This is a genomic window from Microbispora sp. NPDC049633 (assembly GCF_040675265.1).
GTDB classification, from domain to species: domain Bacteria; phylum Actinomycetota; class Actinomycetes; order Streptosporangiales; family Streptosporangiaceae; genus Microbispora; species Microbispora maris.
Genome location: NZ_JBFAOO010000083.1, coordinates 1 through 24,509, shown reverse-complemented (window position 1 = coordinate 24,509; position 24,509 = coordinate 1). Strand labels below are relative to the sequence as shown.

At 73.8% G+C, this 24,509-nt stretch carries 22 protein-coding genes; 7 read left to right on the top strand and 15 right to left on the bottom strand.

The window, feature by feature from the left end:
- Positions 1-158 precede the first annotated feature (158 nt).
- Together AB0J39_RS21685 and AB0J39_RS21680 are read left to right on the top strand one after the other, a co-directional pair.
- On the top strand, positions 159-737 hold the full coding sequence (locus tag AB0J39_RS21685; protein WP_363467476.1) for a helix-turn-helix domain-containing protein: 579 nt from the start codon (positions 159-161) through the stop codon (positions 735-737).
- Between the two features lie 191 nt (positions 738-928).
- A complete protein-coding gene (locus AB0J39_RS21680; RefSeq protein WP_363467474.1) occupies positions 929-2,485 on the top strand; it encodes a protein kinase in 1,557 nt (518 codons plus the stop codon).
- Here the strand turns inward: AB0J39_RS21680 and AB0J39_RS21675 are convergent.
- Positions 2,460-2,939, bottom strand: coding sequence for an Lrp/AsnC family transcriptional regulator (locus tag AB0J39_RS21675; protein ID WP_363467471.1), 480 nt, complete (start codon positions 2,937-2,939; stop codon positions 2,460-2,462). The genes AB0J39_RS21680 and AB0J39_RS21675 overlap by 26 nt on opposite strands.
- Before the next feature lie 162 nt (positions 2,940-3,101).
- Here AB0J39_RS21675 and AB0J39_RS21670 point away from each other — a divergent pair, with 162 nt between their 5' ends.
- The 3 genes from AB0J39_RS21670 (at position 3,102) to AB0J39_RS21660 (ending at position 8,400) form a co-directional block, all read left to right on the top strand.
- Positions 3,102-6,566 (top strand): indolepyruvate ferredoxin oxidoreductase family protein, encoded by a 3,465-nt coding sequence (locus AB0J39_RS21670; RefSeq protein WP_363467468.1) that lies wholly within the window; start codon positions 3,102-3,104, stop codon positions 6,564-6,566.
- A complete protein-coding gene (locus AB0J39_RS21665) occupies positions 6,563-7,702 on the top strand; it encodes an acyl-CoA dehydrogenase family protein (protein ID WP_363467466.1) in 1,140 nt (379 codons plus the stop codon). The genes AB0J39_RS21670 and AB0J39_RS21665 overlap by 4 nt, the downstream gene beginning before the upstream one ends.
- Positions 7,703-7,824: 122 nt before the next feature.
- Positions 7,825-8,400 carry an NAD(P)H-dependent oxidoreductase gene (locus tag AB0J39_RS21660; RefSeq protein ID WP_363467463.1) on the top strand — a complete coding sequence of 192 codons (576 nt, stop codon included), beginning with the start codon at positions 7,825-7,827 and terminating at the stop codon, positions 8,398-8,400.
- 3 nt (positions 8,401-8,403) lie between these two features.
- Here AB0J39_RS21660 and AB0J39_RS21655 read toward each other — a convergent pair whose 3' ends face one another.
- The 12 genes from AB0J39_RS21655 to AB0J39_RS21600 all read right to left on the bottom strand — a co-directional run bounded on the left by AB0J39_RS21655 (position 8,404) and on the right by AB0J39_RS21600 (position 19,584).
- Positions 8,404-9,129: a VOC family protein gene (locus AB0J39_RS21655; protein WP_363467460.1), complete on the bottom strand. Its 726-nt coding sequence runs from the start codon at positions 9,127-9,129 to the stop codon at positions 8,404-8,406.
- Positions 9,129-9,755, bottom strand: coding sequence for an HAD-IA family hydrolase (locus AB0J39_RS21650; RefSeq protein ID WP_363467457.1), 627 nt, complete (start codon positions 9,753-9,755; stop codon positions 9,129-9,131). The genes AB0J39_RS21655 and AB0J39_RS21650 overlap by 1 nt, the downstream gene beginning before the upstream one ends.
- Positions 9,756-9,764: 9 nt before the next feature.
- The gene (locus AB0J39_RS21645; RefSeq protein WP_363467455.1) at positions 9,765-10,847 is read right to left on the bottom strand and encodes an MSMEG_0565 family glycosyltransferase; all 1,083 of its coding nucleotides are present in this window, start codon (positions 10,845-10,847) and stop codon (positions 9,765-9,767) included.
- Entirely contained in the window at positions 10,844-11,680 is an 837-nt protein-coding gene (locus AB0J39_RS21640; protein ID WP_363467452.1) for a carbon-nitrogen hydrolase family protein, read from the bottom strand. The genes AB0J39_RS21645 and AB0J39_RS21640 overlap by 4 nt, the downstream gene beginning before the upstream one ends.
- The gene (locus tag AB0J39_RS21635; protein ID WP_363467451.1) at positions 11,677-12,516 is read right to left on the bottom strand and encodes a carbon-nitrogen hydrolase family protein; all 840 of its coding nucleotides are present in this window, start codon (positions 12,514-12,516) and stop codon (positions 11,677-11,679) included. Before AB0J39_RS21635 ends, AB0J39_RS21640 begins: the two co-directional genes overlap by 4 nt.
- Positions 12,513-13,964 carry an MSMEG_0567/sll0787 family protein gene (locus tag AB0J39_RS21630; protein ID WP_363467449.1) on the bottom strand — a complete coding sequence of 484 codons (1,452 nt, stop codon included), beginning with the start codon at positions 13,962-13,964 and terminating at the stop codon, positions 12,513-12,515. Before AB0J39_RS21630 ends, AB0J39_RS21635 begins: the two co-directional genes overlap by 4 nt.
- Before the next feature lie 7 nt (positions 13,965-13,971).
- Complete coding sequence (locus AB0J39_RS21625; RefSeq protein WP_363467446.1) at positions 13,972-15,036, bottom strand: MSMEG_0568 family radical SAM protein; 1,065 nt, start codon at positions 15,034-15,036, stop codon at positions 13,972-13,974.
- Between the two features lie 4 nt (positions 15,037-15,040).
- Positions 15,041-15,556 carry an MSMEG_0572/Sll0783 family nitrogen starvation response protein gene (locus tag AB0J39_RS21620; protein WP_346229950.1) on the bottom strand — a complete coding sequence of 172 codons (516 nt, stop codon included), beginning with the start codon at positions 15,554-15,556 and terminating at the stop codon, positions 15,041-15,043.
- Between the two features lie 26 nt (positions 15,557-15,582).
- Positions 15,583-16,410 (bottom strand): amidohydrolase family protein, encoded by an 828-nt coding sequence (locus AB0J39_RS21615; RefSeq protein ID WP_363467443.1) that lies wholly within the window; start codon positions 16,408-16,410, stop codon positions 15,583-15,585.
- Positions 16,411-16,415: 5 nt separating this feature from the next.
- Positions 16,416-17,747 carry an MSMEG_0569 family flavin-dependent oxidoreductase gene (locus AB0J39_RS21610; protein WP_363467440.1) on the bottom strand — a complete coding sequence of 444 codons (1,332 nt, stop codon included), beginning with the start codon at positions 17,745-17,747 and terminating at the stop codon, positions 16,416-16,418.
- A gap of 95 nt (positions 17,748-17,842) precedes the next feature.
- Positions 17,843-18,994, bottom strand: a complete 1,152-nt coding sequence (locus tag AB0J39_RS21605; RefSeq protein WP_363467438.1) for an FAD-dependent monooxygenase — start codon at positions 18,992-18,994, stop codon at positions 17,843-17,845.
- Complete coding sequence (locus AB0J39_RS21600) at positions 18,991-19,584, bottom strand: TetR/AcrR family transcriptional regulator (RefSeq protein ID WP_363467436.1); 594 nt, start codon at positions 19,582-19,584, stop codon at positions 18,991-18,993. Before AB0J39_RS21600 ends, AB0J39_RS21605 begins: the two co-directional genes overlap by 4 nt.
- A 94-nt stretch (positions 19,585-19,678) precedes the next feature.
- Between AB0J39_RS21600 and AB0J39_RS21595 the strand changes: the two genes are divergently transcribed.
- Entirely contained in the window at positions 19,679-20,653 is a 975-nt protein-coding gene (locus AB0J39_RS21595; protein ID WP_363467433.1) for a DMT family transporter, read from the top strand.
- Between the two features lie 228 nt (positions 20,654-20,881).
- Positions 20,882-21,514 (top strand): lytic polysaccharide monooxygenase auxiliary activity family 9 protein, encoded by a 633-nt coding sequence (locus AB0J39_RS21590; protein ID WP_363467489.1) that lies wholly within the window; start codon positions 20,882-20,884, stop codon positions 21,512-21,514.
- A gap of 72 nt (positions 21,515-21,586) precedes the next feature.
- Here the strand turns inward: AB0J39_RS21590 and AB0J39_RS21585 are convergent, their stop codons facing one another.
- Both AB0J39_RS21585 and AB0J39_RS21580 read right to left on the bottom strand, forming a co-directional pair.
- Positions 21,587-23,149 (bottom strand): M28 family metallopeptidase, encoded by a 1,563-nt coding sequence (locus AB0J39_RS21585; protein WP_363467430.1) that lies wholly within the window; start codon positions 23,147-23,149, stop codon positions 21,587-21,589.
- Between the two features lie 174 nt (positions 23,150-23,323).
- The gene (locus AB0J39_RS21580) at positions 23,324-24,187 is read right to left on the bottom strand and encodes a serine hydrolase (protein WP_363467427.1); all 864 of its coding nucleotides are present in this window, start codon (positions 24,185-24,187) and stop codon (positions 23,324-23,326) included.
- Positions 24,188-24,509: the final 322 nt, after the last annotated feature.

Genomic DNA, 24,509 nt, shown 5'->3' with positions numbered 1-24,509 from the left:
CGGTGACGCGCCGCCCCGGCTGCGGGACGGCGCGGATCGAGAGGAGACAAAGCTGCGTTGACGGCGGATGCGTGAACGCCAATGCCCGCCTGCTAATCTGGAGGCGTGCCTCCACATTAGCGGAGGTATGCCTCCGGTACAACCTGGGGAGGATCCCGGTGAACGAGAAGGCGGGCGAAGGTGCCCGGACGAGGGTGCGGCGCCCCCAACGCGCCGACGCGCGGCGCAACTTCGACGCGTTGCTCACCGCCGCGCGCGAGGCGTTCGCCGAACACGGCACGCAGGCCTCGCTGGAGGACGTCGCCCGGCGCGCCGGAGTCGGCATCGGCACGCTCTACCGCAACTTCCCCACCCGGCAGGACCTGTTCGACACCGTGTACCTGGACGAGATCGACGAGCTGTGCGCCGCCGCGGGGCAGGTCGCGGTCCTGCCGCCGTGGGAGGCCCTGGCCGCCTGGCTGCGGCGGTTCGTGGACTACGCCGCCACCAAGCGGGCCATCTACGAGGCGCTCAACCGCGACTCGGAGATGATGCGGTCGAGCCGGGCCGCGATGTACGAGGCAGGGGAGCCGCTGTTCGACCGGGCGAGGGAGGCGGGGGAGGTCCGCGGCGACGTGACCTTCGACGACGTCCTGCGGATGATCTCCGGCATCACCGGGGGCGGGTTCGTCGACGACGATCAGCGCGAGCGCGTGCTGGGGATGGCTCTCGACGGCGTCCGGGCCCGTCCGGCCTGAGTTCTGCCCCGAAGAGCCGGAAACACGAGCGCGCCGCACGGGTGCCGGCGTGCCCGGGACCGCGCCACGCCCCGATCTGCCCGCCGTTCTCCCCGCCGTCGCAGGATCCGGCCGTTCTCGCCCGGCCTGCCCGAGAGGATAGGTTGGCTCCCGATCATCTGGGCGCGAGTCGCTATGGGGAGGTGCGGGACGTGGTGCCGTCCACGCTCGGCGGTCGTTACGAGCTGGAGGAGCTGATCGGCCAGGGCGGGATGGGCGAGGTCTGGCGGGGCCGGGACCTGCGGGCGCACCGTCCCGTGGCGGTCAAGATCCTCGCGCCGCAGGTCGCCGGGGTCGCCTCGCGTGAGCGCTTCGCCCGCGAGGCACGCGCCGCCGCCCGCGTCGTCCATCCGAACGTGGTGACGGTGCTGGACGTCGGCGAGCAGGACGCGCGGCCCTACCTGGTGATGGAGCTGCTCACCGGCCGCAGCCTGGCCGCGGAGCTGCTCGACCGGGGCCGGTACGGCGTGGCGGAGGCGTGCGACCTCATGAGCCAGGCCGCCGCGGGGCTGGACGCCGCCCACCGGGCCGGGGTCGTGCACCGGGACGTCAAACCCGCGAACCTGCACCGCACCGCGAGCGGCGTGCTCAAGGTGGTCGACTTCGGCGTCGCGCAGGTGGCGACCGAGGCGGCGCGGCTCACGATGGTGGGCACGGTCGTCGGCACCGCCGCGTATCTCGCGCCGGAGCAGATCGACGGCCGGGGCGGCGGGGCCGCCTGCGACCTCTACGCGCTGGGGTGCGTCTGCTACGAGCTGCTGTGCGGGCACCCGCCGTTCACCGGGTCGGCCCCGGAGCTGGTGTATCAGCACATGCACCAGGCTCCGGTGCCGCCCGGCCGGCACCGGCCCGGCATCCCCGCCGAGCTGGAACGCCTGATCATGGCGCTGCTGGCCAAGGACCCCGCCGCCCGGCCCGCCGACGCGGAGGTCGTACGCCGGGTCCTGGCGGCCGTCGCCCTCTCCGCGGCGCAGCCGGGGCGGAAAGGCGGGCCGGCGGCGCGGGAAGGCGGGCCGGCGGCGCGGGAAGGCGGGCCGGCGGCCTGGGAGGCCGGGGCGACCCCGCCGCCGCACGGGCCGTACCCGGGCGGCGCGCGTGCGGGCGACACGGCGCTGCTCGACGCCCCGCCGCCCGCCGTCCCGGCCGGACGCACTCCGGGGTCGCTCGAACGGCGGACGCTGATCCGGCTCGGCGCCGCGGTGGCGGGGCTCGCCGTGGTCACGATCGGGGTGGCGGCGCTGTCCGACGGCGGCGGACAGGCCGAGCCCGCGGTCGCGGCCCAGTCGCCGACGGCCACCCGCGCCGAGACGTCACCCACCCCGGCGAGGAAGGCCAGTCCGTCACCCCGGCTGTCCAGGACGCCGTCCCCCAGGCCGTCGCCGAAGCCGTCTCCCACGCCGTCCGCGACGCGACGCGTCTACCGCGGCTACATGGAGTGGCTGGCCGCCTTCGACCACGCCGTACAGGCGCAGGAGAGCCGGGGCGGCATCGAGCCGAAGCTGGCCCGCGAAGCCCACGACGCCATCAGGAAGACGGCCAGGGACCTGTCCCGGGGGCGAGGCGGGGACAAGGGCGCCAAGGCCGCGCGGCGGGTCCGCGACCTGCTCATCAAGCTGCAGCGGGCGCACCGGACGGGCAGGCTCGCCGACGGCCCGCTGATCGACTTCGTGAACTCCGCCGGCTTCAGCTCCCGGGGGGACGACGACTGAGGTCCTCGACCGGCCCGACGTCGCGGGTCCACGACCCCAGCACGAGCAGGGTCTTGGTGCCGGTCACGTCGCCGGCGCGGCGCAGCCGGTCGATGACCTGCTGGAGATGGCCGAGGTCGCGGACGCGGACGTGGATGAGCGCGTCCGGGTCGCCGGCGATCGTGAACACCTCCTGCACCTCCGGCACGTCCGTGGCGGTACGGACGATCTTTCCGACCGGCGTGGTGCCGGGGTAGCGCAGTTCGGTGAACGCCTCGATGCCCCAGCCGAGCTTGGCATAGTCGATCCGCACGGTGAAGCCCGTGATGACGCCGATCTCCCGCAGGCGGTCGACCCTCCGCTTCACCGCGGCCACCGACAACCCGATCTCGGCGGCCATCTCCGAGAAGGTCCTGCGCCCGTCCTCGCGCAGCAGGCGCAGCAGCCGGTGGTCGATGTCGTCGATCTCCGCCATGGGCACGTCCCTTTCCAACCGCTATCGGCGCAAAGAACAGTAGCGTCGCGGGCGCGATCCTCCATCTTTTTGCGTTTTCACAGCGGCTTACCGCGCGATGCTTGCGCGGAAGCCGCCACCGTTGGTGTGCTGTGGGTCACCCCTCGACCTCAGGAGGTTCGCGTGTCCTCGCCCGTGTACTCACCGGCCGTCTCGCTCGACGACAAGTACGCGGCCGAGAACGGCACCGTGCTGATCTCGGGTGTCCAGGCCCTCGTCCGGCTCACCCTGGAGCAGCGCCGCCTCGACGCCGAGCGCGGCCTGGACACGCGGGTGTTCGTCTCCGGGTATCCCGGCTCGCCGCTGGGTGGCGTCGACCTGGAGATGGCACGGGCCGCGCGGTTCCTGGAGGAGGCGGGGGTGGTGGCCCGGCCCGGCCTCAACGAGGAGCTGGCGGCCACGGCGGTGGCGGGAACGCAGCTGCTCGCGCAGGTGCCGGGCCGCCGGCACGAGGGGGTGACCGGGTTCTGGTACGGGAAGAACCCGGGCCTCGACCGGGCCGCGGACGCGATCCGGCACGGCAACGTCGCCGGCACCGCGCCGCTCGGCGGAGCGGTGGCCTGGATCGGCGACGACCCGGGCAGCAAGTCGTCGACCGTGCCCAGCTCCTGCGAGCCCATGTGCCAGAGCCTGTCGATGCCGCTGCTCGCCCCCGGCTCGGTGGCGGAGGTCGTCGAACTCGGGCTGCACGCGGTGGCGCTGTCGCGGGCCACCGGCCTGTGGGCCGGCCTGAAGATCGTGGCCGACGTCGCCGACGCCTCCGCCACCGTCGATCTCGGGTCGCTGCGCGAGACCATCCGGTCCGGCGTCCCGGTGCCGGACCGCGCCGAGCGGGGGGCGCCGCCCACCCTGGTCGGGCCGGCCTCGCTCGACGCCGAGCACGACATGCTCACCCGCAGGCTCGGCCTGGCCCGCGAGTACGCCCGCGCGCACGGCCTCAACCGGATCACGCACGACGCGCCGGGGGCCACGACGGGCGTGCTCGCGTCCGGCGCCTCCTACGCCGTGGTCCTGCGCGCCCTGGCCGACCTCGGCCTGGACGAGGCCGCGATGGACCACCTCGGCCTGCGGCTGATCCGGCTCGCCATGCCGTTCCCGCTCGCGTACGACGACCTCGCCGCCATGACCGCCGGGCTCGGCCGGGTGCTCGTGGTCGAGGACAAGGTGCCGTTCCTGGAGGGGCACCTCAAGCAGGCGTTGTACGAAACCGGGCAGCGCCCCGACGTCATCGGGCGGGAACTGCTCACGGCGCGCGGCACGCTCGGCGGCGAGGACGTGGCCGGGGCGCTCGCCACCTGCTTCGGTCCCGATCGCCTGCCCCGCCAGGCGGCGATCCTGTCGCCCGCCCCCGCGAGGCGTCGCGTCATGCTCCCTCTGGCCGCCGCCCGCACGCCGTACTTCTGCTCGGGCTGCCCGCACAACGCCTCCACGCGCGCCTCCGACGACACGCTGGTGGGCCCGGGCATCGGCTGCCACGCCATGATCGCCCTGGACGGCGACGGACGCGGCAGGCGGATCGGCATGACGCAGATGGGAGGCGAGGGAGCCCAGTGGTTCGGCCTCGCCCCCTTCACCTCCGACCGTCACTTCACCCAGAACCTCGGCGACGGCACCTTCCACCACTCCGGCTCGCTCGCCGTGCGCGCCGCCGTCGCCGCCGGCGTCTCGATGACGTACAAGCTGCTCTACAACGACGCGGTGGCGATGACCGGCGGGCAGCGCGCCGAGGGCCGCCTCGACGTCCCGGCGCTGACGCGGTGGCTCGCGGTCGAGGGCGTGCGCCGCGTCGTCGTCACCACGCCGGAGCCGGAGACCTACCGGGGCGTGCGGCTGCCGCCGATCGCGTCGGTGCGGCACCGCGACGACCTCCCGGCGGTGGAGAAGGAGCTCGCCGCGATCGACGGGGTGACCGTGCTCATCCACGACGACCGGTGCGCGGCCGAGGAGCGGCGGCTGCGCAAACGCGGAAAACTGCCCACGCCGAAGGCCAGGGTCGTGGTCAACGAGCGTGTGTGCGAGGGCTGCGGCGACTGCGGGGACGCCTCCACCTGCCTGTCGGTGCAGCCGGTGGAGACCGAGTTCGGCCGCAAGACCCGCATCCACCAGGCGTCGTGCAACTCCGACCTGAGCTGCCTCAAGGGCGACTGCCCGTCGTTCCTGCTCGTCGAGCCCCGCTCCGTGGCCTCGCGTACGGTGCCCGAGCCGCCGGTGGCGCTGACCGAGCCGGCGCCGCGGTTCCCGGAGCGCTCGGTGCTGCTGCGGATGCCCGGCATCGGCGGCACCGGAGTGGTCACCGTCTCGCAGATCCTGCAGATGGCCGCCCACCTCGACGGTCTGCACGCCGCCGGGCTGGACCAGACCGGGCTGGCGCAGAAGGGTGGTCCCGTCGTCAGCGACGTGCGCGTGTCCCCGCGCCCGATCGGCGGGTCGGTCCGCGCCGCCCGCGGCACCGCCGACGTCCTCGTCTGCTTCGACGTGCTCACCGCCGCCGCGGACGACACGCTCGCCGTGGCCTCACCCGGCCGTACGGTCGCCGTCGTGAACACCGCGATCGTGCCGACCGCCGCCATGGTCACCGGCCGCGCGGCCCTGTCCGGGCCCGAGGACGCGGTCGCCCGCGTCGCGTCGGCCACCCTGCCCGAGGCCGGCCTCCAGGTGGACGCCGGCGCGCTGTCCGAGGCGTTGTTCGGCGACCACATGCCCGCCAACCTCGTGCTCGTCGGCGCGGCCTACCAGCACGGCTGCATCCCGATCTCGGCCGGGGCGATCGAGCGGGCCATCCGTCTCAACAAGGCGGCGGTGGAGCGGAACCTGGCGGCCTTCCAGTGGGGACGGGCCGCCGTGATCGACCGCGAGGCCGTCTTCCGGGCCGCGATCCCCCCGGCCCCTCCCGCCGTGCCGGTCGACGACGCCGCCCTGCGCGAGGCGGCCGGGACCGGAGCGCTCGAGGAGACGCTCGCGCCGCGGATCGCCGACCTGACCGGCTACCAGAACGCGGCCTACGCCCGTTCGTACGCGCGGGACGTGCGCCGGGTGGCCGCGCTGGCCGCCGAGCGGGCGGGGGAGGAGGCCGGCGCGCGGATCGGGCTCGCGTACGCCCGGGGGCTGCACAAGCTCATGGCGTACAAGGACGAGTACGAGGTCGCCCGGCTGCACCTCGACCCCGTGGAGCGGGCCCGGCGCGAGCGGGAGTTCGGCCCCGGCGCGGCGGTGTCGGTGCTGCTGCATCCGCCGCTGCTGCGGGCGATGGGCCTGAAGCGCAAGATCAGGCTGCGCCGGTCCGCCGGTGTCGTGTTCCGCGGGTTGCGGGCCGCCCGCGTGCTGCGCGGCACCGCTCTGGACGTGTTCGGGCACGCCGCCGTCCGCCGCGTGGAGCGTACGCTGGTCGGGGAGTATCGCGAGCTGGTACGGCGCGCGCTCGAGCGGCTCACCCCGGCGACCGCTCGGACCGTCGCGGAGATCGCCGCATTGCCGGACGTGATCCGCGGCTACGAGGGCATAAAGCTCGCCCGTGTCGCGGAGTTCCGCGACCGCGCGGCGGCCCTGCTCGCCCGGCTGGACGACCCCGCACTGGTGGAGGTGCCGTGACTGTCGACCGTCTGCTGCCCGGGCAGGACGCCCGGGACCTCATCGAGCTGACGCGTGAGATCGCCGACAAGGAACTCGCCCGCCGGGTCGACGAGCACGAGCGGGCCGAGACCTACCCCGAGGGGCTGTTCGCCACGCTCGGCGCGGCCGGGCTCCTCGGCCTGCCCTATCCGGAGGAGTACGGCGGCGGCGGCCAGCCGTACGAGGTGTATCTCCAGGTGATCGAGGAGCTGGCCGCGCGGTGGGCCGCCGTCGCGGTCGCCGTGAGCGTGCACACGCTGTCCTGCTTCCCCGTCGCGACGTACGGCACGCCCGAGCAGCGGGAGCGCTGGCTGCCGGACATGCTCGCCGGGCGGCTGATCGGCGGCTACAGCCTGTCCGAGCCCCAGGCCGGGTCGGACGCGTCGGCCCTGACCTGCAGGGCCGACAAGACGGAGGACGGCTACCGGATCACCGGCACGAAGGCGTGGATCACCCACGGCGGCCGGGCCGGCTTCTATGCGCTGTTCGCCCGGACGGGCGAGGGCAGCCGGGGCGTGTCCTGCTTCCTCGCCCCGGGCGCCGCGGAGGGCCTGACCTTCGGCCGTCCCGAGGAGAAGATGGGCCTGCACGCCATCCCCACCACCACCGCCCACTGGGACGGCGTGCAGATCGAGGCCGGCCGCCTCATCGGCGCGGAGGGCCAGGGCCTGCCCATCGCCTTCGGCGCGCTCGACTCCGGCAGGCTGGGCATCGCCGCCTGCGCCGTCGGCCTCGCCCAGGCCGCGCTCGACGAGGCCGTCGCGTACGCCAAGGAGCGCGAGACGTTCGGCAAGAAGATCATCGACCATCAGGGGCTCGGCTTCCTGCTCGCCGACATGGCCGCGGGCGTGGACTGCGCCCGGGCGACCTACCTCGACGCGGCCCGCCGCCGCGACGCCGGCCTGCCGTACGGCAGGCAGGCCAGCGTCGCCAAGCTGGTCGCGACCGACACCGCGATGCGGGTCACCACCGACGCGGTCCAGGTCTTCGGCGGGTACGGCTACACGCGGGAGTTCCGCGTCGAGCGCTACATGCGCGAGGCGAAGATCATGCAGATCTTCGAGGGCACCAACCAGATCCAGCGGCTCGTCATCAGCCGCCACCTCGCCCGCTGAGGTCTCCCCATCGCATGCCGGCCGGCCGCCCCGGGAATCGGCGCGCCCCGATCGGTGTTCCCTGCCGATCAGAGCGTACCGTTAGGCGGGTTCTGTCCGCTTAATAGCTGTTTGGGGGAATTGTGGCTAAGCCAGTTCTGCAGATCGTCATCGCCAGCACGCGTCCCGGGCGCGTCGGGCTACCGGTGGCGGAGTGGTTCCGCGACCGCGCGGCCGCCCAGGACGCCTTCGAGATCGAGCTCGTCGACCTGGCGGAGGTGAACCTGCCGTTCCTGGACGAGCCGAACCACCCCCGGCTCCGGCAGTACGTCCACCAGCACACCAAGGAGTGGAGCGCGACCGTCGAACGCGGCGACGCGTTCGTGTTCGTCACACCGGAGTACAACTACGGCTTCAACGCCGTCCTGAAGAACGCCCTCGACTACCTGCACCACGAGTGGCAGTACAAACCGGTCGGGTTCGTCAGCTACGGCGGCGTCTCCGCGGGCACGCGGGCCGTGCAGATGCTCAAGCAGGTCGTCACCACGCTGAAGATGGTGCCGGTGTTCGACGCGGTCTCGATCCCCTTCGTCGCCCAGCTCCTCGACGAGGAGGGCCGTCTGCGGCCCAACGACGTCATGAACTCGGCGGCGGACACGATGGTGGCCGAGCTGGAGCGGCTCTCCACCGCGCTGCGGCACCTGCGCCCCGCCGCCTGAGGCTCACCCCGGCAGTGAGCCGGTCACGGGGTCCCGGCGCGTGAGACAGTAGACGCCGCCCGCCGGGTCGCGCATGACGAGCCAGTGCCGCCCCCGCGACACGAGCACCGCGCCGTGCCGCTCGTGCCGTACGCGAGCGGCGTCGGGGTCGGCGCAGGCCAGGTCGACGTGGGCGGACCGGCCGGGCCCTTCGCCGAGCCGCTGCAGGAGGATCCGCACCGGCATCCCCGGCATCGCCAGCACCGTGAACTCGGGCAGCGAGCCCCGGCGCGGGGGCCACCCGGTCAGCGTCGCCCAGAAGGCCACCTCCTCCTCGTACGCGCCGGGGGCGATGTCGAGGCAGACCTGGTCGAGTCGGGTGCCGGCGAAGACGGGCGGCCGCCGCGCCGTCCCCTCCCCGGGGACGAGACAGAACGCCCTGCCCTCCGGGGAGCGCAGCACGGCCCAGTCGCCGTGGTCGTCGGCGACGGCGGCGCCGAGCGCCAGGGCCCGGGCCATCGAGGCGCGGACGTCGTCCACCTCCAGATCGAGGTGGGCGCCGCCCCCGTCGCTCACGGCCTGGATCTTCAGGCAGGCGTCGCCGGTCTCCGGCAGCAGCGTGGCGAACTCCCCGTCGCCGCCCCGCCGCGGCGACAGGCGCGTGCCGGTGACGGCCGTCCAGAACGCGGCGGCTTCCTCGAACCGCTCCACGGGCCTGTCGATGAAGGCCAGCACGCGGCGCACCGCCATCAGGGAGCCCCCTCGAACAGCGGAAGCAGCGCCTCGGCCAGGTCCGCCGGGGTGCGGTAGACGACTCCGGTCATGCCGAGCGCCCTCGCCGCGTCGACGTTCTCGGTCCGGTCGTCGACGAACAGGCAACGCGGGGCGGGGACACCGGCGCGGCCGGCGGCGATCTCGAAGATCCGCGGGTCGGGCTTGGCGACCCCCACGTCGTAGCTGCTGACGACGTGGTCGAAGGCGTCGTGCAGCTCCAGCTCACGCAGGTGGGCGGCCAGCTCCGATGTGGCGTTGCTGACGAGCACGACGGGGACGCGGGCGCGGGCCCGCGTGAGCAGCGCGAGCACCTCCTCGTCCGCCCACGTGCGGGCCGCCAGCCAGTCGGCGGTCAGCGCGCTCGCCCGCGCGGGCGAGCCCACCAGCTCGGCGAGGACGGGAACGGCCGACGCCAGCCACTCCTCGCGGGTCACCAGCCCGGTCAGGGCCGGGACCACCAGCGCCGACCCGCCGGTCACCCGCGCCACCGTCCCCGGCTCCACCCCGTACGCCCGCTCGGCCTCCGCCTGCTGCTCAGCGTCCTGGAATTTCACGACACCGTCGAAATCGCACAGCACCGCGTCGAAGGGTTTGACCGCCACGCTCCGAGCCTACGACCCGAGCCCCTCGTACAGCGCGATGTGCCGCTCCGCGGCGGCCGGCCAGGTGTGGCGTGCGGCGAGCTCCCGGCCCGCCGCGCGCCTGCCGGGATCGGCATAGTCGAGGGCGTGGGCGAGCTCGGCGGCGAGGGCGCCGGGGGTGGCGGCGAAGCGCGCGGCGGAGCCGAAGACCTCGCGCAGGACGGGCAGGTCGCGCGCCACCACGGGGACGCCCGCCGCCAGGGCCTCCATCGCGGCGAGCCCGAAGCCCTCCTTCACCGAGGGGAAGGCGAAGGCGCCCGCGCCCGCCACGAGCGGCGGCAGGTCCGCGTCGGAGACCGGGCCGAGCACCGCCGGCTCGACGCGGAGTTCGGCCGCCCGGGCCTCCCACCGCGCGCGGTAGTCGCGGTAGTCGAAGAGCGTCTCACCGCCGGCGATCACCAGGCGGACGTCGGGACGCGCCTCCCGCAGCAGCGCGTACGCCTCCAGCAGGTCGAGCGAGCCCTTGCGCGGCTCGATGCCGCCGACCGTCAGGACGTACGTCCCGAGCCGCCGGCGCCACATCCGGGTGGCGACCGGATCGGCGGACGCGAAGCGGTCGTACGCGACGCCGTTGGGGATCACCGCCGCCGTGACGCCCCACCCGGCCGCGAGCTCGGCCGCCACCGACTCCGACACGCAGACGTGCGCGTACGGCGTGACGATGGCGCGCTCGTGGCAGGCGGCCAGCTCGGGCGTGGTGAAGTGGTCGACGTGATGGACGGTCCGGACGCACCGGCCGGCCGCGTTGGCGCTGATGCAGTCCTGGGCGTGCACGACGTCGTAGGACGCCGCCTCCGGTGCGAACGCCCTGCGCAGCACCGCGATCGACCGCAGCACGCGCGGGCCGACCCCCTCCCCGGGGATGCCGGGGAACGGCACGACGCGCAGCCGCACGGCCGGGTCGACCGGGCGGAAGAACCCCGAGTCGCCGCCCCGGCCGAGCGTCCACACCGTCACGCGCTGTCCCGCCGCCGCGAGCGCCTCGGCGAGAGCGAGGGTGTGCACGACCCCGCCGCGGGGCTTGGTCGAGTAACTGAGCAGCGCGATTCTCACCCGCGTGCCTCCCGGTAGACGCCGGCCCTGCGCTCGCGGAGGTGGTGGAGGATCCGCCGGGCGCGCTCGATCTCGGCCGCGACGTCGAGCTCGGCCACGGCCAGCCCGGCCTTCGACCAGGTGCGGGCGAGCACGTCGCCGCCGGGGCCGACGACCTTGGCCTGGCCCAGGAACCGCATGCCGCCCATCACGCCGGTCTGGTTGGAGGAGGCGAGCACGACCTGGTTCTCGGCGGCCCGCGCCTGGTCGTACAGGTCGAAGAGCCGCGACTGCCGGTCCTGGGCCATCCGGGGCGCGCGGTCGGTGACGCTGGCGGGCCACGCCGACAGACACGCCAGGATCTGCGCGCCGTCGAGCGCGAGGCTGCGGGCCGACTCCGGGAAGGTCTTGTCGTAGTCGATCAGCATGCCGATCCGCCCGGCCGGGGTGTCGAAGGCGTCGAACCGGTCACCCGGGCCGTAGGCCGCGGTCTCGCCGGCGGGCAGGTGCACCTTGCGGTGCAGGCCGAGCACCCCGTCGCCGCTGACGCACGCGGCCGCGTTGTAGCGGACGTCGCCGCCGTCCTCGCAGAAGCCGACGCACACCACCATCTCGGCGGCCAGCGCCGCCACCCGCGCGATCACCGGGTCGTCCGGCTTCAGCGCGGGCGGCAGCGCGTCGGGGTCCGGCCGGCGCAGGTCGGCGAGGTAGCCGCCGAGCGCGGCGTCGGGCAGCACGAGCAGCCGCGCGCCCGCGGCGCGGGCGTCGCCGATCAGTTTGGCGATGCGGGCCAGGTCGAAGGCGAGGTCGCGGCCGAAGTGGGCGGCCGCCGCGGCGATCCGCAGGAGGCTCATGTCTCGGACGCCGCCCCGTACGTCTCCGGCCGGCGGTCGCGCAGGTGACCCATCGACCGGCGCGCGGTCTCCAGCGCCCGCGGCACGTCGATCTCGGCGACCGCCGTGCCGGGCCCGACGCCCGTCGCCGAGACGATCTCGCCACCGGGGTCCACGACCTTCGCGCTGCCGACGAAGCGCAGCGACCCGAACGTGCCCGCCTGGTTGGCCGACAGCCACACGATCTGGTTCTCCAGCGCCCGGGCCCGGTCGAACAGGTCGAAGCGCCGCTTCCAGCGGTCACGCTCCAGGTCCCGCGCCGCGTTGGTGCGCGAGCCGGGCCAGGCCGACACGCACACCCCGATCTGCGCGCCGTCGAGGGCCAGCGCGCGGGCGGACTCCGGGAACGCCTTGTCGTAGCAGATCATCATGCCGATCCTGCCGACCGGCGTGTCGAAGGCGCGGAAGCCGTCGCCCGAGGCGTAGCTGGCGTTCTCGCCGAGCGGCTGGTGGACCTTGCGGTGGTTGCCCAGCACGCCGTCGCCGCTGACGCACACCACGCTGTTGTAGCGGGCGTCGCCGCCGTCCTCGCAGTAGCCCGCGACCACGACCATGTCGCCGGCCAGCGCGGCCAGCCGCCGGATCTCGGGACCGTCCACGGCGAGCGCGGGCGGCCCGGCGTCCGCCGCGTCGCCGTCCAGGCTGAGCAGGTAACCGCCGAGGCACGCCTCGGGCAGCGCGAGGAGCCGCACGTCCTCGTTGCGGGCCTCCTTGACGAGGCGTTCGGCGATCGCGAAGTCCTCCTCGAGGTCGCGGCCGAACCCGGCGGACACCGCCGCCATGCGCAGGGCGCTCACGCGGTCCCCAATCCGGTCACCGGGCCGCCGACGGCCTCCGTGACCTGTCCGTCGGGCCAGCGCAACGAGACGCCCCGGCCGGTGGTCAGCTCCCCGCACACCGCCGAGACGGCCGGTCCCGCCGGAGGCGCCGGCGCGCCCGGCTCGTCCGCCGTGAGCATCGCGAAGCCGGGGAAGCAGGTGAGCCAGTCGCCCATGGAGGCGGCGGCCGGGCGCGGCACCGCGGCCACGTGCAGCACGGCCGCGCAGCCGCTCGCCTCGGCCAGCATGCCGAGCGTGCCGGCGATCCCGGCCATCGACACGTCCTTGGCGGCGGCGGGCGCGCCGGCCGCGACCGCGCCGAGCATCGCGCGCAGCTCGCCGGTACGCCGGGAGGTGGTGGAGTCCCATTGGCGGCCCCGGTATCCGGCCCGCCAGCCGCCGCCGAGGTCCGCGGTGAGGCGCACGGCATGACCCGGGCGCCCGCCGCCCCCCGGCACGGGACGCGCGGCGCGGCCGAGCGCCGTCACCGACAGCGCGGCCGGCACCCCGAGCTGCGTGTGCCCGCCGAGCACCGGCACCCCGTACGCGCGGGCGGCCCGCGCGAGGCCGTCCAGCACCCGGGCGGCGTGCGCGGCGTCGGGGGCGGCGAGCGCGTCGAGCAGCCCCGCCGGAGCGGCGCCCATCGCGGCCAGGTCGTTGAGGTTGACCAGGACGGAGCACCACCCGGCCCACTCCGGGTCGCGTTCGACCATGGACGGCACGATCGCGTCGCAGGCGGCGACGACGTCACTGCCGGGCACCGGTGCTCCGTCGTCGCCGGTGAAGCCCGGGCCCCCGAGGGCGTGCGCGGCCTGCCCGGCGAGGGCGGCGAGCAGCGGGCCGAGCGCCGACTTCGCCGCCGCGGCCTGGGCCGCGATCCGGCCGATCGGGTGGCGCATCAGCACGTGCGGCGCGCCGGCGACCGTCACCGGCCGCACCCGCGTCCAGCCCAGGCGGCGGAAGAACGCCTCGGCCCCGGCCCGCACGGTCGCCTCGAACCGCAGCACGCCCTCCGCCTCGGCGCGGGCGCAGGCGGCCCGCACCAGCGCCGCCCCGGCGCCGCCGACGCCGCGCGCGGCGGGCGCCACGACCAGGCGCCCGCCCGTCCACCAGCCGATGTCGGGGCCGTCGCAGGCGGGCCCGAGGCGCACGCCGCCGACGACCGTGCCCGCCGGGTCCCTGGCGACCAGCGTGACCGTGCGGGGGTCGTCGTCCCTGTCGTCGAGGTCGTGCCCGTCGAACAGCCCCTGCTCCCGGACGAACGCCTCGTGCCGCAGCCGCCGGTAGGCGCGCAGCGCCGTGGTGTCCGCGGCCTGCTCGATCCGCAGGCCGGGCCGGCGGGCCAGCGTGCTGTGGTCGCCGAGCAGCGCGAGGATGTCGGGCGGATCGGCCGGTGCCGGGGCCCGCGTGCTCCCGTCGAGGTACATCGGCGCCTCACCCGCCCGCCGCGCTCAGCACGCCGCACGCCCCGCAGGCCGCGCAGCCCGCCCCCTGGTCGGCGCCGCGCATGCCGGCCGCGCGCAGCAGCGCCGCCACGCCCTCGGTGACGTACGTCAGCAGGGCGGCGCCGGGCGCCTCGATGCCGTCGCGGGCGGCGAGCGTGCCCCGCATCGGGCGGAACGGGACCACGAAGGGGTAGACGCCGCGCCGGATGAGCCGGCCCGCGCCCGCGATCAGCTCGTCGGGGTCCTCGCCCAGTCCCACCAGCAGGTACGTCGAGACGCGGTTGTGCCCGAAGACCCGCACCGCCTCGTCCCAGGCGGCCTCGTACTCGGCGAGCGGCACCGACGACTTGCCCGGCATCCAGCGCCGCCGGACCTCCTCGTCCAGCGACTCCACGTGGATGCCGATCGCGGTGGCCCCTGCCTCGCGCAGCGCGCCGATCCAGGCCAGGTCGCCCGGCGGTTCGCACTGCACCTGGATCGGCAGGTGCGGGACGGCGTCCAGCACGGCGCGCACGCACCGTACCAGAGCGCGCGCCCCACGATCGGGGCCGGTGGTCGTGCCGGTGGTCATCACCATCTGCCGTACGCCGTCGAGCCGCACCGCCGCCTCCGCCACCTCGGCGAGCTGGGCGGGCGTCTTGGCGGCGACCGTGGCGCCCGACCGCAGCGACTCCTCGATGGTGCAGAAACGGCAGCGGTCGGCCTCGCCGTACCGGACGCACGTCTGCACGACGGTCGTGGCGAGCACGTCCGCGCCGTGCAGCCGGGCGATCTTCTCGTAGGGCACGCCGTCGGCGGTGGTCAGGTCGTAGAACCTCGGCCGTCGCACGGGCACCAGGGAGACCCCGGTGTCCTGCTCGCCGACCCAGACCGTGCCGTCGCGCACCGTGTAAGGGCTGCCGGGATCGACGGGCAGCGCCGCGCCGGCGCCGTCGACGAGGACGTGGCCGTCGCCGCTGGGTCCCGCGCCGTCCGGCCGCCGTACGGGCGTGTCGAAGGCCACGCCGCGCAGGGCCAGCTCGGCACGGGTCATGATCCGCAGATCGACGGTCACGGCACTACAGCTGGTAGGTGGAGTTGATGACGGCGCCCTTGCGGGCGTAGTGGATCAGCGCGTCCTGCACGTCCAGCGGGTGTGTCGGGATCACGCCCTCGATGAGGTCCTCCTCGCGGGCGCCGTGCAGGGACAGGCCGAACCGGCAGCAGTAGACCTTCCCGCCTTCGGCGATGAACGTCTTGAGCTGGTTGTTGATGTTGTGCTCGCCCGGGAACGCCGAGTTGCCGGTCGTCGGGAAGCCGCGGGTGGCCAGGCAGTTCAGCGAGCCCGGGCCGTAGAAGTAGATCGCGGTCTCGAAGCCCTTGCGCAGCGCCCGGGTGGCCTGCAGCACGGCGACGAAGCTGACGGACGACTCGTGCGCGATGCCGTGGACGAGCGTGAAGTACGACTCGCCGTTCTCGGCCTTGTAGTCGGGGAAGACCTTGGTGCTGCCGTAGATGCTGGAGCCCTCGGGCAGGGACGGGTGGGGGATCTCCTCGATGCTCTTCTTCTCGAGGTCGGTCATGTCGACGGACATCTGCTGCTCCTTCGGGTAGAGGTGGGTCAGTCGTAGAGGGAGGCGAAGGTGTCGTGGAAGACGAGCGCGCCCAGCTCGCCGTCCCCGGCCGCGGCGCGCATCCGGGCGTGCTCGCCCGCGAAGTCGCCCCACGGCTGGTCGCTGGCGAACAGCACGCGATCGTGCCCGAAGCCGCGCCGCTCGATCTCCCGGGCCAGCCAGTAGGGCGCGAATCCGATGGCCCAGGACAGGTCGGTGTAGACGCGCTTTCCGGCCGCGATCCAGTCGAAGAACCGGGAGCCGGTCAGTTTGATGTGACCGCTCATCCCGCCGCCGAAGTGCACGAGGTGCACCGGCACCCGGTCGGCGTACCACTCGACCAGGTGCCCGACCTCGTCGACGTCCGAGGCGGCGCCGGGGGAGGTGTGGACGTGGACGACCAGGCCGTGGCGTTCGGCCGCGGCGAAGATCCGGTCGAGTCCCGGACGGCAGGCGGGGTCGGCGGGGCGCCCGCCGAGCAGGAAGCTCAGCTTCAGCGCCCGGACGCCCCGCTCGCCCGCCAGGCCGAGGGCGCGGGCGGTGCGTTCCTCGTCGCGGGGCAGCGGCGAGACCCACAGCCCGGCCCGGATCCGGTCGTCGGCCTGCGCGGCCTCCAGGACGAGGTCGTTGAGCGCGAAGGCGACCGCCGGGTCCGGCACGCCGTAGTTGGGCAGCACCAGCGCACGCTCCGTGCCCTCCGCGTCGAGGTCGGCGATCAGCTGCCTGACCGTGGCACGCGCGGTGACGTCGGGGTTCACCGCGGGGCCGCCGTAGAAGGGATGTGCGGGCAGCACGCCGATGTGGCGATGCGCGTCGAAGACCATGCCGCGGACCATGGGGCTCACCCGACCGGGAGCGCGGGGGCGAGATCGAGGGGCGCGCCGGTCAGCGTGCCGCACACGTCGGCGAGCCGCCGGGACGCCTCGATGTGGCCGGCCAGGAACTCGGCGTCCCGGCCCACCGCCTCGAACCGGCCGGAGCCCCAGGTGTGCTGCCAGGGCAGCCCGAGGAAGTAGAGCCCGGGACAGCTCGTGACGCCGCGCCAGTGCATCGGATAGCCCCGGCCGTCGAAGGCGGGGATCTCGATCCAGCGGTGGTCGCGGGTGAACCCGGTCGCCCAGACGACCGAGGTGATCCCGGCCGCCGCCAGGTCGAGGGCGCGTACCGGCTCGCCCGGTTCCCAGACCGGCACGTAGCGGGGCTCGGCGGGAGCGTCGAGGCCGCGCGCCGCGATGTACGCGTCGATGGCGTCCTTGATCCCCTCGGCCACGGCGTCGGCGCGGTCGAGGTTGTCCTTGAGATCGCCGGCGAACTCCAGCGTCGTGCCGGTCACGCCGGTCAGCCGGCCGTACACGCGCATCCCGTCGCGGGCGAAGGCCCGCAGGTCGATGTCGCGCCCGCCGTCGCGCCCGGTGACGTAGTGGTTGGCCCGCAGGCGTACGGCGTCCGCGTCGTCGTACTCGTCGATGCTCCTGGCGTAGTGGCCCATGTCGTGCAGCCACGCCACGCAGTCCCTGCCCCGGTAGAAACGGGCGACCCGGGGCGCGGTCCCGACGGCGAGGTGGACCCGGCGCCCGGCCAGATGCAGGTCCTCGGCGATCTGACAGCCCGACTGACCGGTGCCGATCACGAGGACCGCGCCTCCGGGAAGCTGCGCGGGACGGCGGTACCGCGAGGAGTGGATCTGTGCGATCCCCGCGGGCAGTCGTTCGGCCAGCCGGGGGACGGCGGCCGCGTGGTAGGGGCCGGTGGCCACCACGACCTGGTCGGCGGTGAGGTCCCCGGCGCTGGTCGCGAGCTCGAACGTCCCGCTCGCGGCCCTGCGTAAGCGGGTGACGCGCACGCCCTCGGCGAGCGGGGGACCGAAGGAGGCGGCGTACTCCTCCAGATAGCGGACGATCTCCTCGCGGACCATGAAACCGTCGGGGTCGGGGCCGCGGTAGGGGAAGCCCGGCAGGTCGCACTGCCAGTTGGGGGTCACCAGGCAGAAGGAGTCCCAGCGGCGTTCGCGCCACTCGTGGCCGACCCGCCGCGCCTCGATGACGACGTGTTCGATGCCGCGCCGGCCCAGGCAGTGGCTGACCGACAGCCCGGCCTGGCCGCCGCCGACGACCGCGACGGGGTAATGCGCCCCGGCGATCCGCGGTGTGCTGGTTTCCGCCACCGATTCCATGACGGACACTTCAGTGCGGCGGGGTTTCCGGACCGCGGCATCCGGAATAAAAACCCGTTACCGCCGCGTCACCGTCCGTGATCTCCTTGAGTGAGTCAGGTGATGAGGCGGTGGCCGCCGGGGCTCACGGAGTTCAGGAACAGCCGGTCGGCTCCGGGGAGGGAGGCCAGTCGCAGCAGCCAGTCGCGGGCCAAGATGCGCAGGCGGCTGGACGGCGCCATCCAGGGGAGGAACCGCCGGCCGAACGACTGGACGTCGGCGACGACCGGCCGCATGCGTGCGGCGTACCGGTCGAGGGCGGGAGCCAGGTCGCCCGCGGGGGCCGTGCGGAGCTCGCCGGCGAGCACCCACGCCGCCGCGATCGCGAGGGACGCGCCGTGCCCGGCGAACAGGGAGACCGCCCCACAGGCGTCGCCGAGCAGGACCACCCGGCCGCTGCTCCATCGTGGGGCCTCGACCTGCGTCACCTGGTCGTAGTAGAGCTCGGGCGGCCGCGGGCACCTGCCCAGCACCTCGGGCAGGATCCAGCCGAGGCCGCCGAAGTGGCGGCGCAGCGAGGCGGCCGGGTCGGCGGGAACGGCGGGATCGGGTTCGCGGCGCAGGAACAACAGGGCGAGCCGGTCCCCGCCCACGGCGTAGGCTCCGGCCATGAGACCGGGCACGGTCAGCATCCGGTAGCGCGCGCCGACCCGCCGGCTGAGGTCCTCGTCCTCGACCACGTACGCGGCCACGTGATGGCCGAGGTAGCGGATGAAGCGGTCCTCGGGACCGAAGACCAGCTCCCTGACCCGTGAGTGCACGCCGTCGGCGCCGACCAGCAGGTCCACCTCGTGGCGGCTGCCGTCGGTGAGCTCGACGCGGACGCCTCCGTCCCCCTGGGTGACGGCCGCGACCGTCGTGCCGTACCGGACCGGCGCGCGCACCCGCTCGGCGAGCACGCGGGCGAGGTCGCCCCGCAGCAGGCTGACCACATCGGCGAATCCCGCCTCGACTGCGAGACGGCTGGTCTGCCGTCCGGCGCCGTCGACGTAGCCGATCTCGTGGACGGGGTGGCGGACCTCCTCCAGCCGGGGGCGCAGGCCCATCCGCCCGGCCGCCTCCAGCCCGGGGCCGTAGAAGTCGATCATGTATCCGCCCTCGCGGAACGCCGGTGCGCGCTCGGCCAGTTCGACGTCCCAGCCCGCGCGTTCCAGGTGCCATGCCAGGGCGGTCCCGGCTATCCCGGCGCCGCAGACGATCGCTTTCATGTGCTTCGTCCCTTCTCGTGTCCGCTGGTACGCACCATCGCCCGCAGCGGTCCGGCCAGGGCGGTGAGGTCGAGAGCGGGGTCGAGACCGCGGTGGAGCACCAGGCCGTCCACCGCCGCGACGAGGACCGCGGCGGCCGCCTCGGCGTCGCCGGCGTGCCCGCTGTCACGCAGCCAGGCGGCGACGCGGGCGCGGGACTCGGCGACGATCTCCTGCAACCGCTCGCGGAGCTCCGGCAGCCGGGCGGCCGCGAGGTACATCTCCACGATCAGCAGCGAGGCGGGATCGGTCCCCGTGTATCGGGACAGCTCGCCCAGCAGCCACTCGACACCGGTCTCGGGGCCGGGCTGCTCCGTCAGCCGCCCGGTCAGCTCCTCCAGCATCCCGCGCGCGGCGCCGGTCGAGGCCGAGATCAGCAGGTCGGTCAGCGACGCGAAGTGATAGTGCACGACCCCGGGGGCGACCCCGGCGCGCTCGGCCACCATTCGCGTGCTGACGCCACCCCAGCCGACCTCGGCGATCAGGGCCGCCGCCGCGCCGAGCAGCCGCTGCCGCGTGGTCCTGCCCCGGTCCGCGGACGCCTCCGCCATCTCCTGCATGCTCCCCTCGGTCGCGTACGACCGCCTTTGGTCCGACGTCTTGGTCGAACGCCTTGGACGATTGCCCAAAAAGCGTATCCGGGACATGAGGTCGCTGTCACTGGGGATGGCCGGATACGTACGGCAGACCAGGGCGCCGAGGGGAGTGACGGATCATGATGCCGAGGGCTCCGGCGCCGTGATCGGCACGGTCGTTCTCGGCCTCGCGGCGGCGGCGCTCCTCGGGCTGGGCTGGGTCGCGCAGCAGCACGTCGCCTACACCGAGCCGCTGGGCGAGATGCTGCACGTCCGGCTGCTGTTCGACCTGGCGCGCAAGCCGATCTGGCTGGCCGGGATCGCCTCGATGGTCGGCGGGCAGGTTCTCGGAGGGCTGGCCCTGCGGGGCGCCGACGTGGCCTCGGTGGAGCCGCTCCTGGCGACCAACCTCATCTTCGCCCTCGTCTCGGCGGCCCTGATCTATAAGGAGCGCCTGGGCGCCGCGGAGTGGGTGGGGGCGGTGCTGGTCAGCGGCGGCGTCGCCGTCTTCCTCCTGGCCGGGCGACCTCACGGCGGCGGGATGCCGGCGTCGGACACCATGCTCTGGGCCGCGGTGCTCATCGTGGCGGGAGTGGCCGCGGGCATGGTAGCGGTGGCGCTGCGGATGCCCCTGCAGGTCAAGGCGATGCTGCTCGCCGGGGCGGCGGGGGCGTTGTACGGCCTCCAGGACGCGCTGACCCGCGGGTCCCTGCTGACCCTGGCGCGGGGACCGGCCGTGCTGTTCACCTCCTGGCAGCCCTACCTGCTGCCCGTGATCGCCGCGACCGGCATCCTGCTGAACCAGAGCGCCTTCGACGCCGCGCCGCTGCGGATCTCGCTGCCCGCCACCACCGCGACCGAGCCGATCATCGGCATCGTCCTGGGAGTGGCGATCTTCGGCGAGCGGCTGCACGTCGATCCGCCGGCCCTCGCGGGCGCGGTCGGCGGTCTGGTGGCGCTCGTGGCGGGCATCGTCATCCTCGGCCGCTCGCCGTTCCTGGCGAAGTCGGAGCAGGGGCAGAACGCCCCTCCCGCCAGGAGGTGACCGGCACGGCAGGATGAAACGTGCACGATGCTCCCCCTGGCCGTCGCCGTGAAACACGAGGTCGGGAGCGTGCACGTCTTGACCGTAGTTGGTCGAGTAGTCAAACATATATCGGTGAACTAGCATCGCGCGTCAGGGAGCGCTCCCCATCTCGCCCGGAACCCCCCACCGGAAGATGGAGACCCAACAGTGCACGCGCATTCACATTCCCGGCTCCGCCGCTGGGCCCTGCGCCTCACGGCCCTGCTCACCGCGTCGATCACCTGCCTGGTCACCTGGGCGGGCGCGGCCTCCGCCCACGGCTCGATCGTGGACCCGGCCTCCCGCAACTACGGCTGCTGGCAGCGCTGGGGCAGCGACTTCCAGAACCCGTCCATGGCCCAGCAGGACCCGATGTGCTGGCAGGCGTGGCAGGCCGACACCACCGCCATGTGGAACTGGAACGGGCTCTATCGCATGAACCTCGGCGGCAACTTCCAGTCCGCGATCCCGAACGGCCAGCTGTGCAGCGGCGGCCACACGGAGAACGGCCGGTACAACGCCATGGACGTCCCCGGCGCGTGGAAGGCGACCGGCGTCCGCGGCAACTTCACGATCAAACTGTGGGACCAGGCCGGGCACGGGGCCGACTACCTGCTCGTCTACGTCACCAAGCAGGGCTTCGACCCGACCCGGCAGGCGGTCGGCTGGAACGACCTGCAGCTGCTCACCAAGACCGGCAGGTACGCCCCCGGGCAGTACTACTCGGTCAACCTCAGCACCTCGGGCCGCAGCGGCCGGGCCGTGGTCTACACGATCTGGCAGGCCTCGCACATGGACCAGACGTTCTTCTTCTGCAGCGACGTGAACTTCACGGGCTGACCACCACATGACGGGGCCCCGCCGGACGATCGGCGTCCGGCGGGGCCCGCGCGTTCGGCTACCGCGTACGGATCACTGGGCGGGCACGCCGTGCGCCGCGCCGGCGTGGGCCGCGGGGGCGGCGATGGTGCGTGCGGCCGCCGCGGTGGTGCGGTTGTCCGGACCGGGCAGGTCCCGGCTGAAGGCGTAGACCACGGCGGCGGTGGCGATCGCGCCGGTGTTCAGGGCGAGCGCCTTGTCGTTGATGTTGGCGATCGTGTCGCACGCCTGGTGGTAGCAGGAGTCGTACGCCTCGCCGGCGGTGCCGCCGAACAACGCCTGCTCCTCCGGCGTCTTGACGCCCTCGGCGCCGGTGAACAGGCCGCCGGACGGGATGCCCGCCGCGATGAAGGCGCCGTAGTCCGACCGTCCGTCGAAGTCGGTGCCCACGTGGCCCTGGCGGAGCGTGTCGAAGTACTTCTCGAAGAGCTTCTCGATCTCGTCGGAGCCCGCGGGGCCGGGGCCGGAGCCGGTGGCGTCGGAGTCGTCGCCGTCGTAGATCTTCAGCGCGTAGTTCGGGGAGCCGACCATGTCGAAGTTCAGGTACAGCTTGATCCTGGCCTGCTCCTCGGCGGACAGGTTCGCGACGTAGTGCTCGGAGCCGAGCGTGCCGAACTCCTCGGCGCTCCAGAAGGAGAAGCGCAGCTTGTTCCTGGTCGGGATCTTGCCGAGCGCGGAGGCGACCTCCAGGATCGCGGCGCTGCCGGAGCCGTTGTCGTTGATGCCCGGTCCCGGGACCACGCTGTCCAGGTGCGCCCCGAGCTGCACCACCTTGTTCGGGTCGCCCCAGCGGGAGTCGGCGATGATGTTGTGCGTGGGCCGCATCTCGCTGGCCGTGTCGGTCTTCACCCGCACGGACGTCCCCGTGGCGGCCAGTTCCTGGCCGACCGCGAAGCTCACGCCCACGACGGGGACGTGCACGGTGGGCTCGCCCAAAGTGCCCTGCAGGGTGGCCGTCCGCCCGGCCTGGCCCTCGTTCATGATGATCACGGCGGCGGCGCCGGCGGCCTGCGCGTTCTCGGCCTTCACCTGGAAGGTGCAGGTGCCGCGCTGCACCAGCGCGACCGCGCCGGCCGGGAAGCCGGCGAAGTCGGCGGCCTCGCAGCCGGAGGTCGACGTGTTGGCCTCCGCTCCCGGCGGCAGCACGAGATCGACGCCCCGGACGGCCGCCGTGACGTCGCCCGACCCGGAGTAGGTCATCGTGGCGAAGTCGCCGACGGTGCTGCCGTCGGGCGGGGTGGGAGTGTACGTCTTGGCGGAGGGCGCGGTGCGCTGCAGGACGGCGGTGGAGTTCTCCTTGAAGAACGGGAAGTCGAACTGCTGCAGGGTCACCTTGTAGCCGGCCTTCTTCAGCACTCCGGCGACGTAGTCGCGGGAGGCCGCGAAGCCCGGAGTGCCGGCGGCACGGGTGCCGCCGTTGGCGTTCGCGATGTCCTGCAGTGTGCGCAGGTGCTTCTTCACCGCGGACGCGACCACGGTCTGCGCGATCCGCGCCGGATCGGGGTCGGCGTTGGCCGGCGCGGCCGGCAGGAGGGGAAGCACGAGGGCGGACGCCGCGGTGGCGACGACGGCCCGCATGCCGAGCGAGGCGCGCATTGGGCTCTCCTTCGGGTCCAATGACGGTCCGAACGGTTCCGGTTCTCAGGCCCCCCGATGGACACTGATCGGGAACCTAACCGGGATTGACCGATCGTGGAAGGCCCTGTTTTCTGGCCCGCCGGGGTATTGCGCGGGCCCGCTCCCTCGTCGTACGCCGAGCCGTAAGCCGGCTCAGCGGTCGGACTCGGATGCCCAGGACTCGGATGCCCAGTCGAGCAGCCTCTCGGCGGTGTCCCAGCGGCGGCCGGCGACGTCCTCGCCGAGGATGATCCCGATCAGGCGGCGGCCTCCCCGGTCGGCCGCGAAGGCCAGGCAGAACCCGGCGGCGTTCGTGGACCCGGTCTTCACGCCGATGGCGCCCGGCAGGCCGAGCATGTGGTTGGTGTTGTACCAGTCGTACCGGCCGTCCTCGGTCGCGTGGTGGCGCGTCGAGGTGATCTCGGTGAACACGGGGTTCCGGAGCGCGATCTCCGCGAGCCTGGCCTGGTCGCGGGCGGTGGAGTAGCCGTCGCCGCGGGAGGTCGGGAGTCCGTCGGCGTTGACGTAGAGGGTGTCGTGCAGGCCGAGTTCGCGTGCGGTGGCGTTCATCTTGTCCACGAAGCCGGGCACCCCGGGGCCGTACGCGCGGGCCAGGGCGTGCGCGGCGTCCGCGCCGGAGGGGAGCATCAACGCGTACAGCAGGTCGCCGACCGGCAGGGTGTCGCCGGGTTCGAGGTCGGCCGTCGTGCCGTCGTTGTTCCAGGCGTACTCGAGGTCCTCGCGCTTGACCTTGACCTCGTCGTCGAGGTTCGCCTCCCGCAGCACGATGTACGCGGTCATGATCTTGGTCAGGCTCGCGACCGGCATGCGCTTGCCGGCGTTCTTGTCCAGCAGGTCCTGCCCGGCCGTGGCGTCCCAGAGATAGACGGCCCGCCCGTGCACCCGCGGCGGCGCGTACGCCTGCCCGGAAACGTGCTGCGCCACGCCGGGAGAGGCCAGGGCGGGAGCGGCGAGAACCGGTGACGCCACCCCCGTGACCAGGGCAATGGCGGTCATGGAAACACCAAGAGAAAGCTTTCGGGCGAACATGCGAATCAGCGTGCCATGACTATTCGGGCTTATCGGGCGAAAATTCGCAAAATGTCAGCAAAGCGCACTAACGTATGTGATATGGGAGGTTTAGTGAGGCGCTGCGGGTGATCGGGCGTGACCTGCCCGGTTCCGCTGACCGGGATCACGCTCCGCCCGCCGTGGGACGGGGGGACACGATGACGCCGACACCCCCGACACGAGGACGAGAGAGCGCATGGGAACTCCGGTCATCGTCGACGCCGCGCGGACGCCGTTCGGGCGCCGGGGCGGGTGGCTCTCGGGGCTG

Bases quoted from the DNA above. Each gene is read 5' to 3' on its own strand.
- AB0J39_RS21675 (WP_363467471.1), bottom strand. From the start codon at position 2,939: ATGGCGGAGATCGACGACATCGACCACCGGCTGCTGCGCCTGCTGCGC.
- AB0J39_RS21655 (WP_363467460.1), bottom strand. From the start codon at position 9,129: ATGGCGGTGCGCCGCGTGCTGGCCTTCATCGACAGGCCCGTGGAGCGG.
- AB0J39_RS21640 (WP_363467452.1), bottom strand. From the start codon at position 11,680: ATGAGCCTCCTGCGGATCGCCGCGGCGGCCGCCCACTTCGGCCGCGAC.
- AB0J39_RS21630 (WP_363467449.1), bottom strand. From the start codon at position 13,964: ATGTACCTCGACGGGAGCACGCGGGCCCCGGCACCGGCCGATCCGCCC.
- AB0J39_RS21620 (WP_346229950.1), bottom strand. From the start codon at position 15,556: ATGTCCGTCGACATGACCGACCTCGAGAAGAAGAGCATCGAGGAGATC.
- AB0J39_RS21615 (WP_363467443.1), bottom strand. From the start codon at position 16,410: ATGGTCCGCGGCATGGTCTTCGACGCGCATCGCCACATCGGCGTGCTG.
- AB0J39_RS21610 (WP_363467440.1), bottom strand. From the start codon at position 17,747: ATGGAATCGGTGGCGGAAACCAGCACACCGCGGATCGCCGGGGCGCAT.
- AB0J39_RS21605 (WP_363467438.1), bottom strand. From the start codon at position 18,994: ATGAAAGCGATCGTCTGCGGCGCCGGGATAGCCGGGACCGCCCTGGCA.
- AB0J39_RS21600 (WP_363467436.1), bottom strand. From the start codon at position 19,584: ATGGCGGAGGCGTCCGCGGACCGGGGCAGGACCACGCGGCAGCGGCTG.
- AB0J39_RS21595 (WP_363467433.1), top strand. From the start codon at position 19,679: ATGAGGTCGCTGTCACTGGGGATGGCCGGATACGTACGGCAGACCAGG.
- AB0J39_RS21585 (WP_363467430.1), bottom strand. From the start codon at position 23,149: ATGCGCGCCTCGCTCGGCATGCGGGCCGTCGTCGCCACCGCGGCGTCC.
- AB0J39_RS21580 (WP_363467427.1), bottom strand. From the start codon at position 24,187: ATGACCGCCATTGCCCTGGTCACGGGGGTGGCGTCACCGGTTCTCGCC.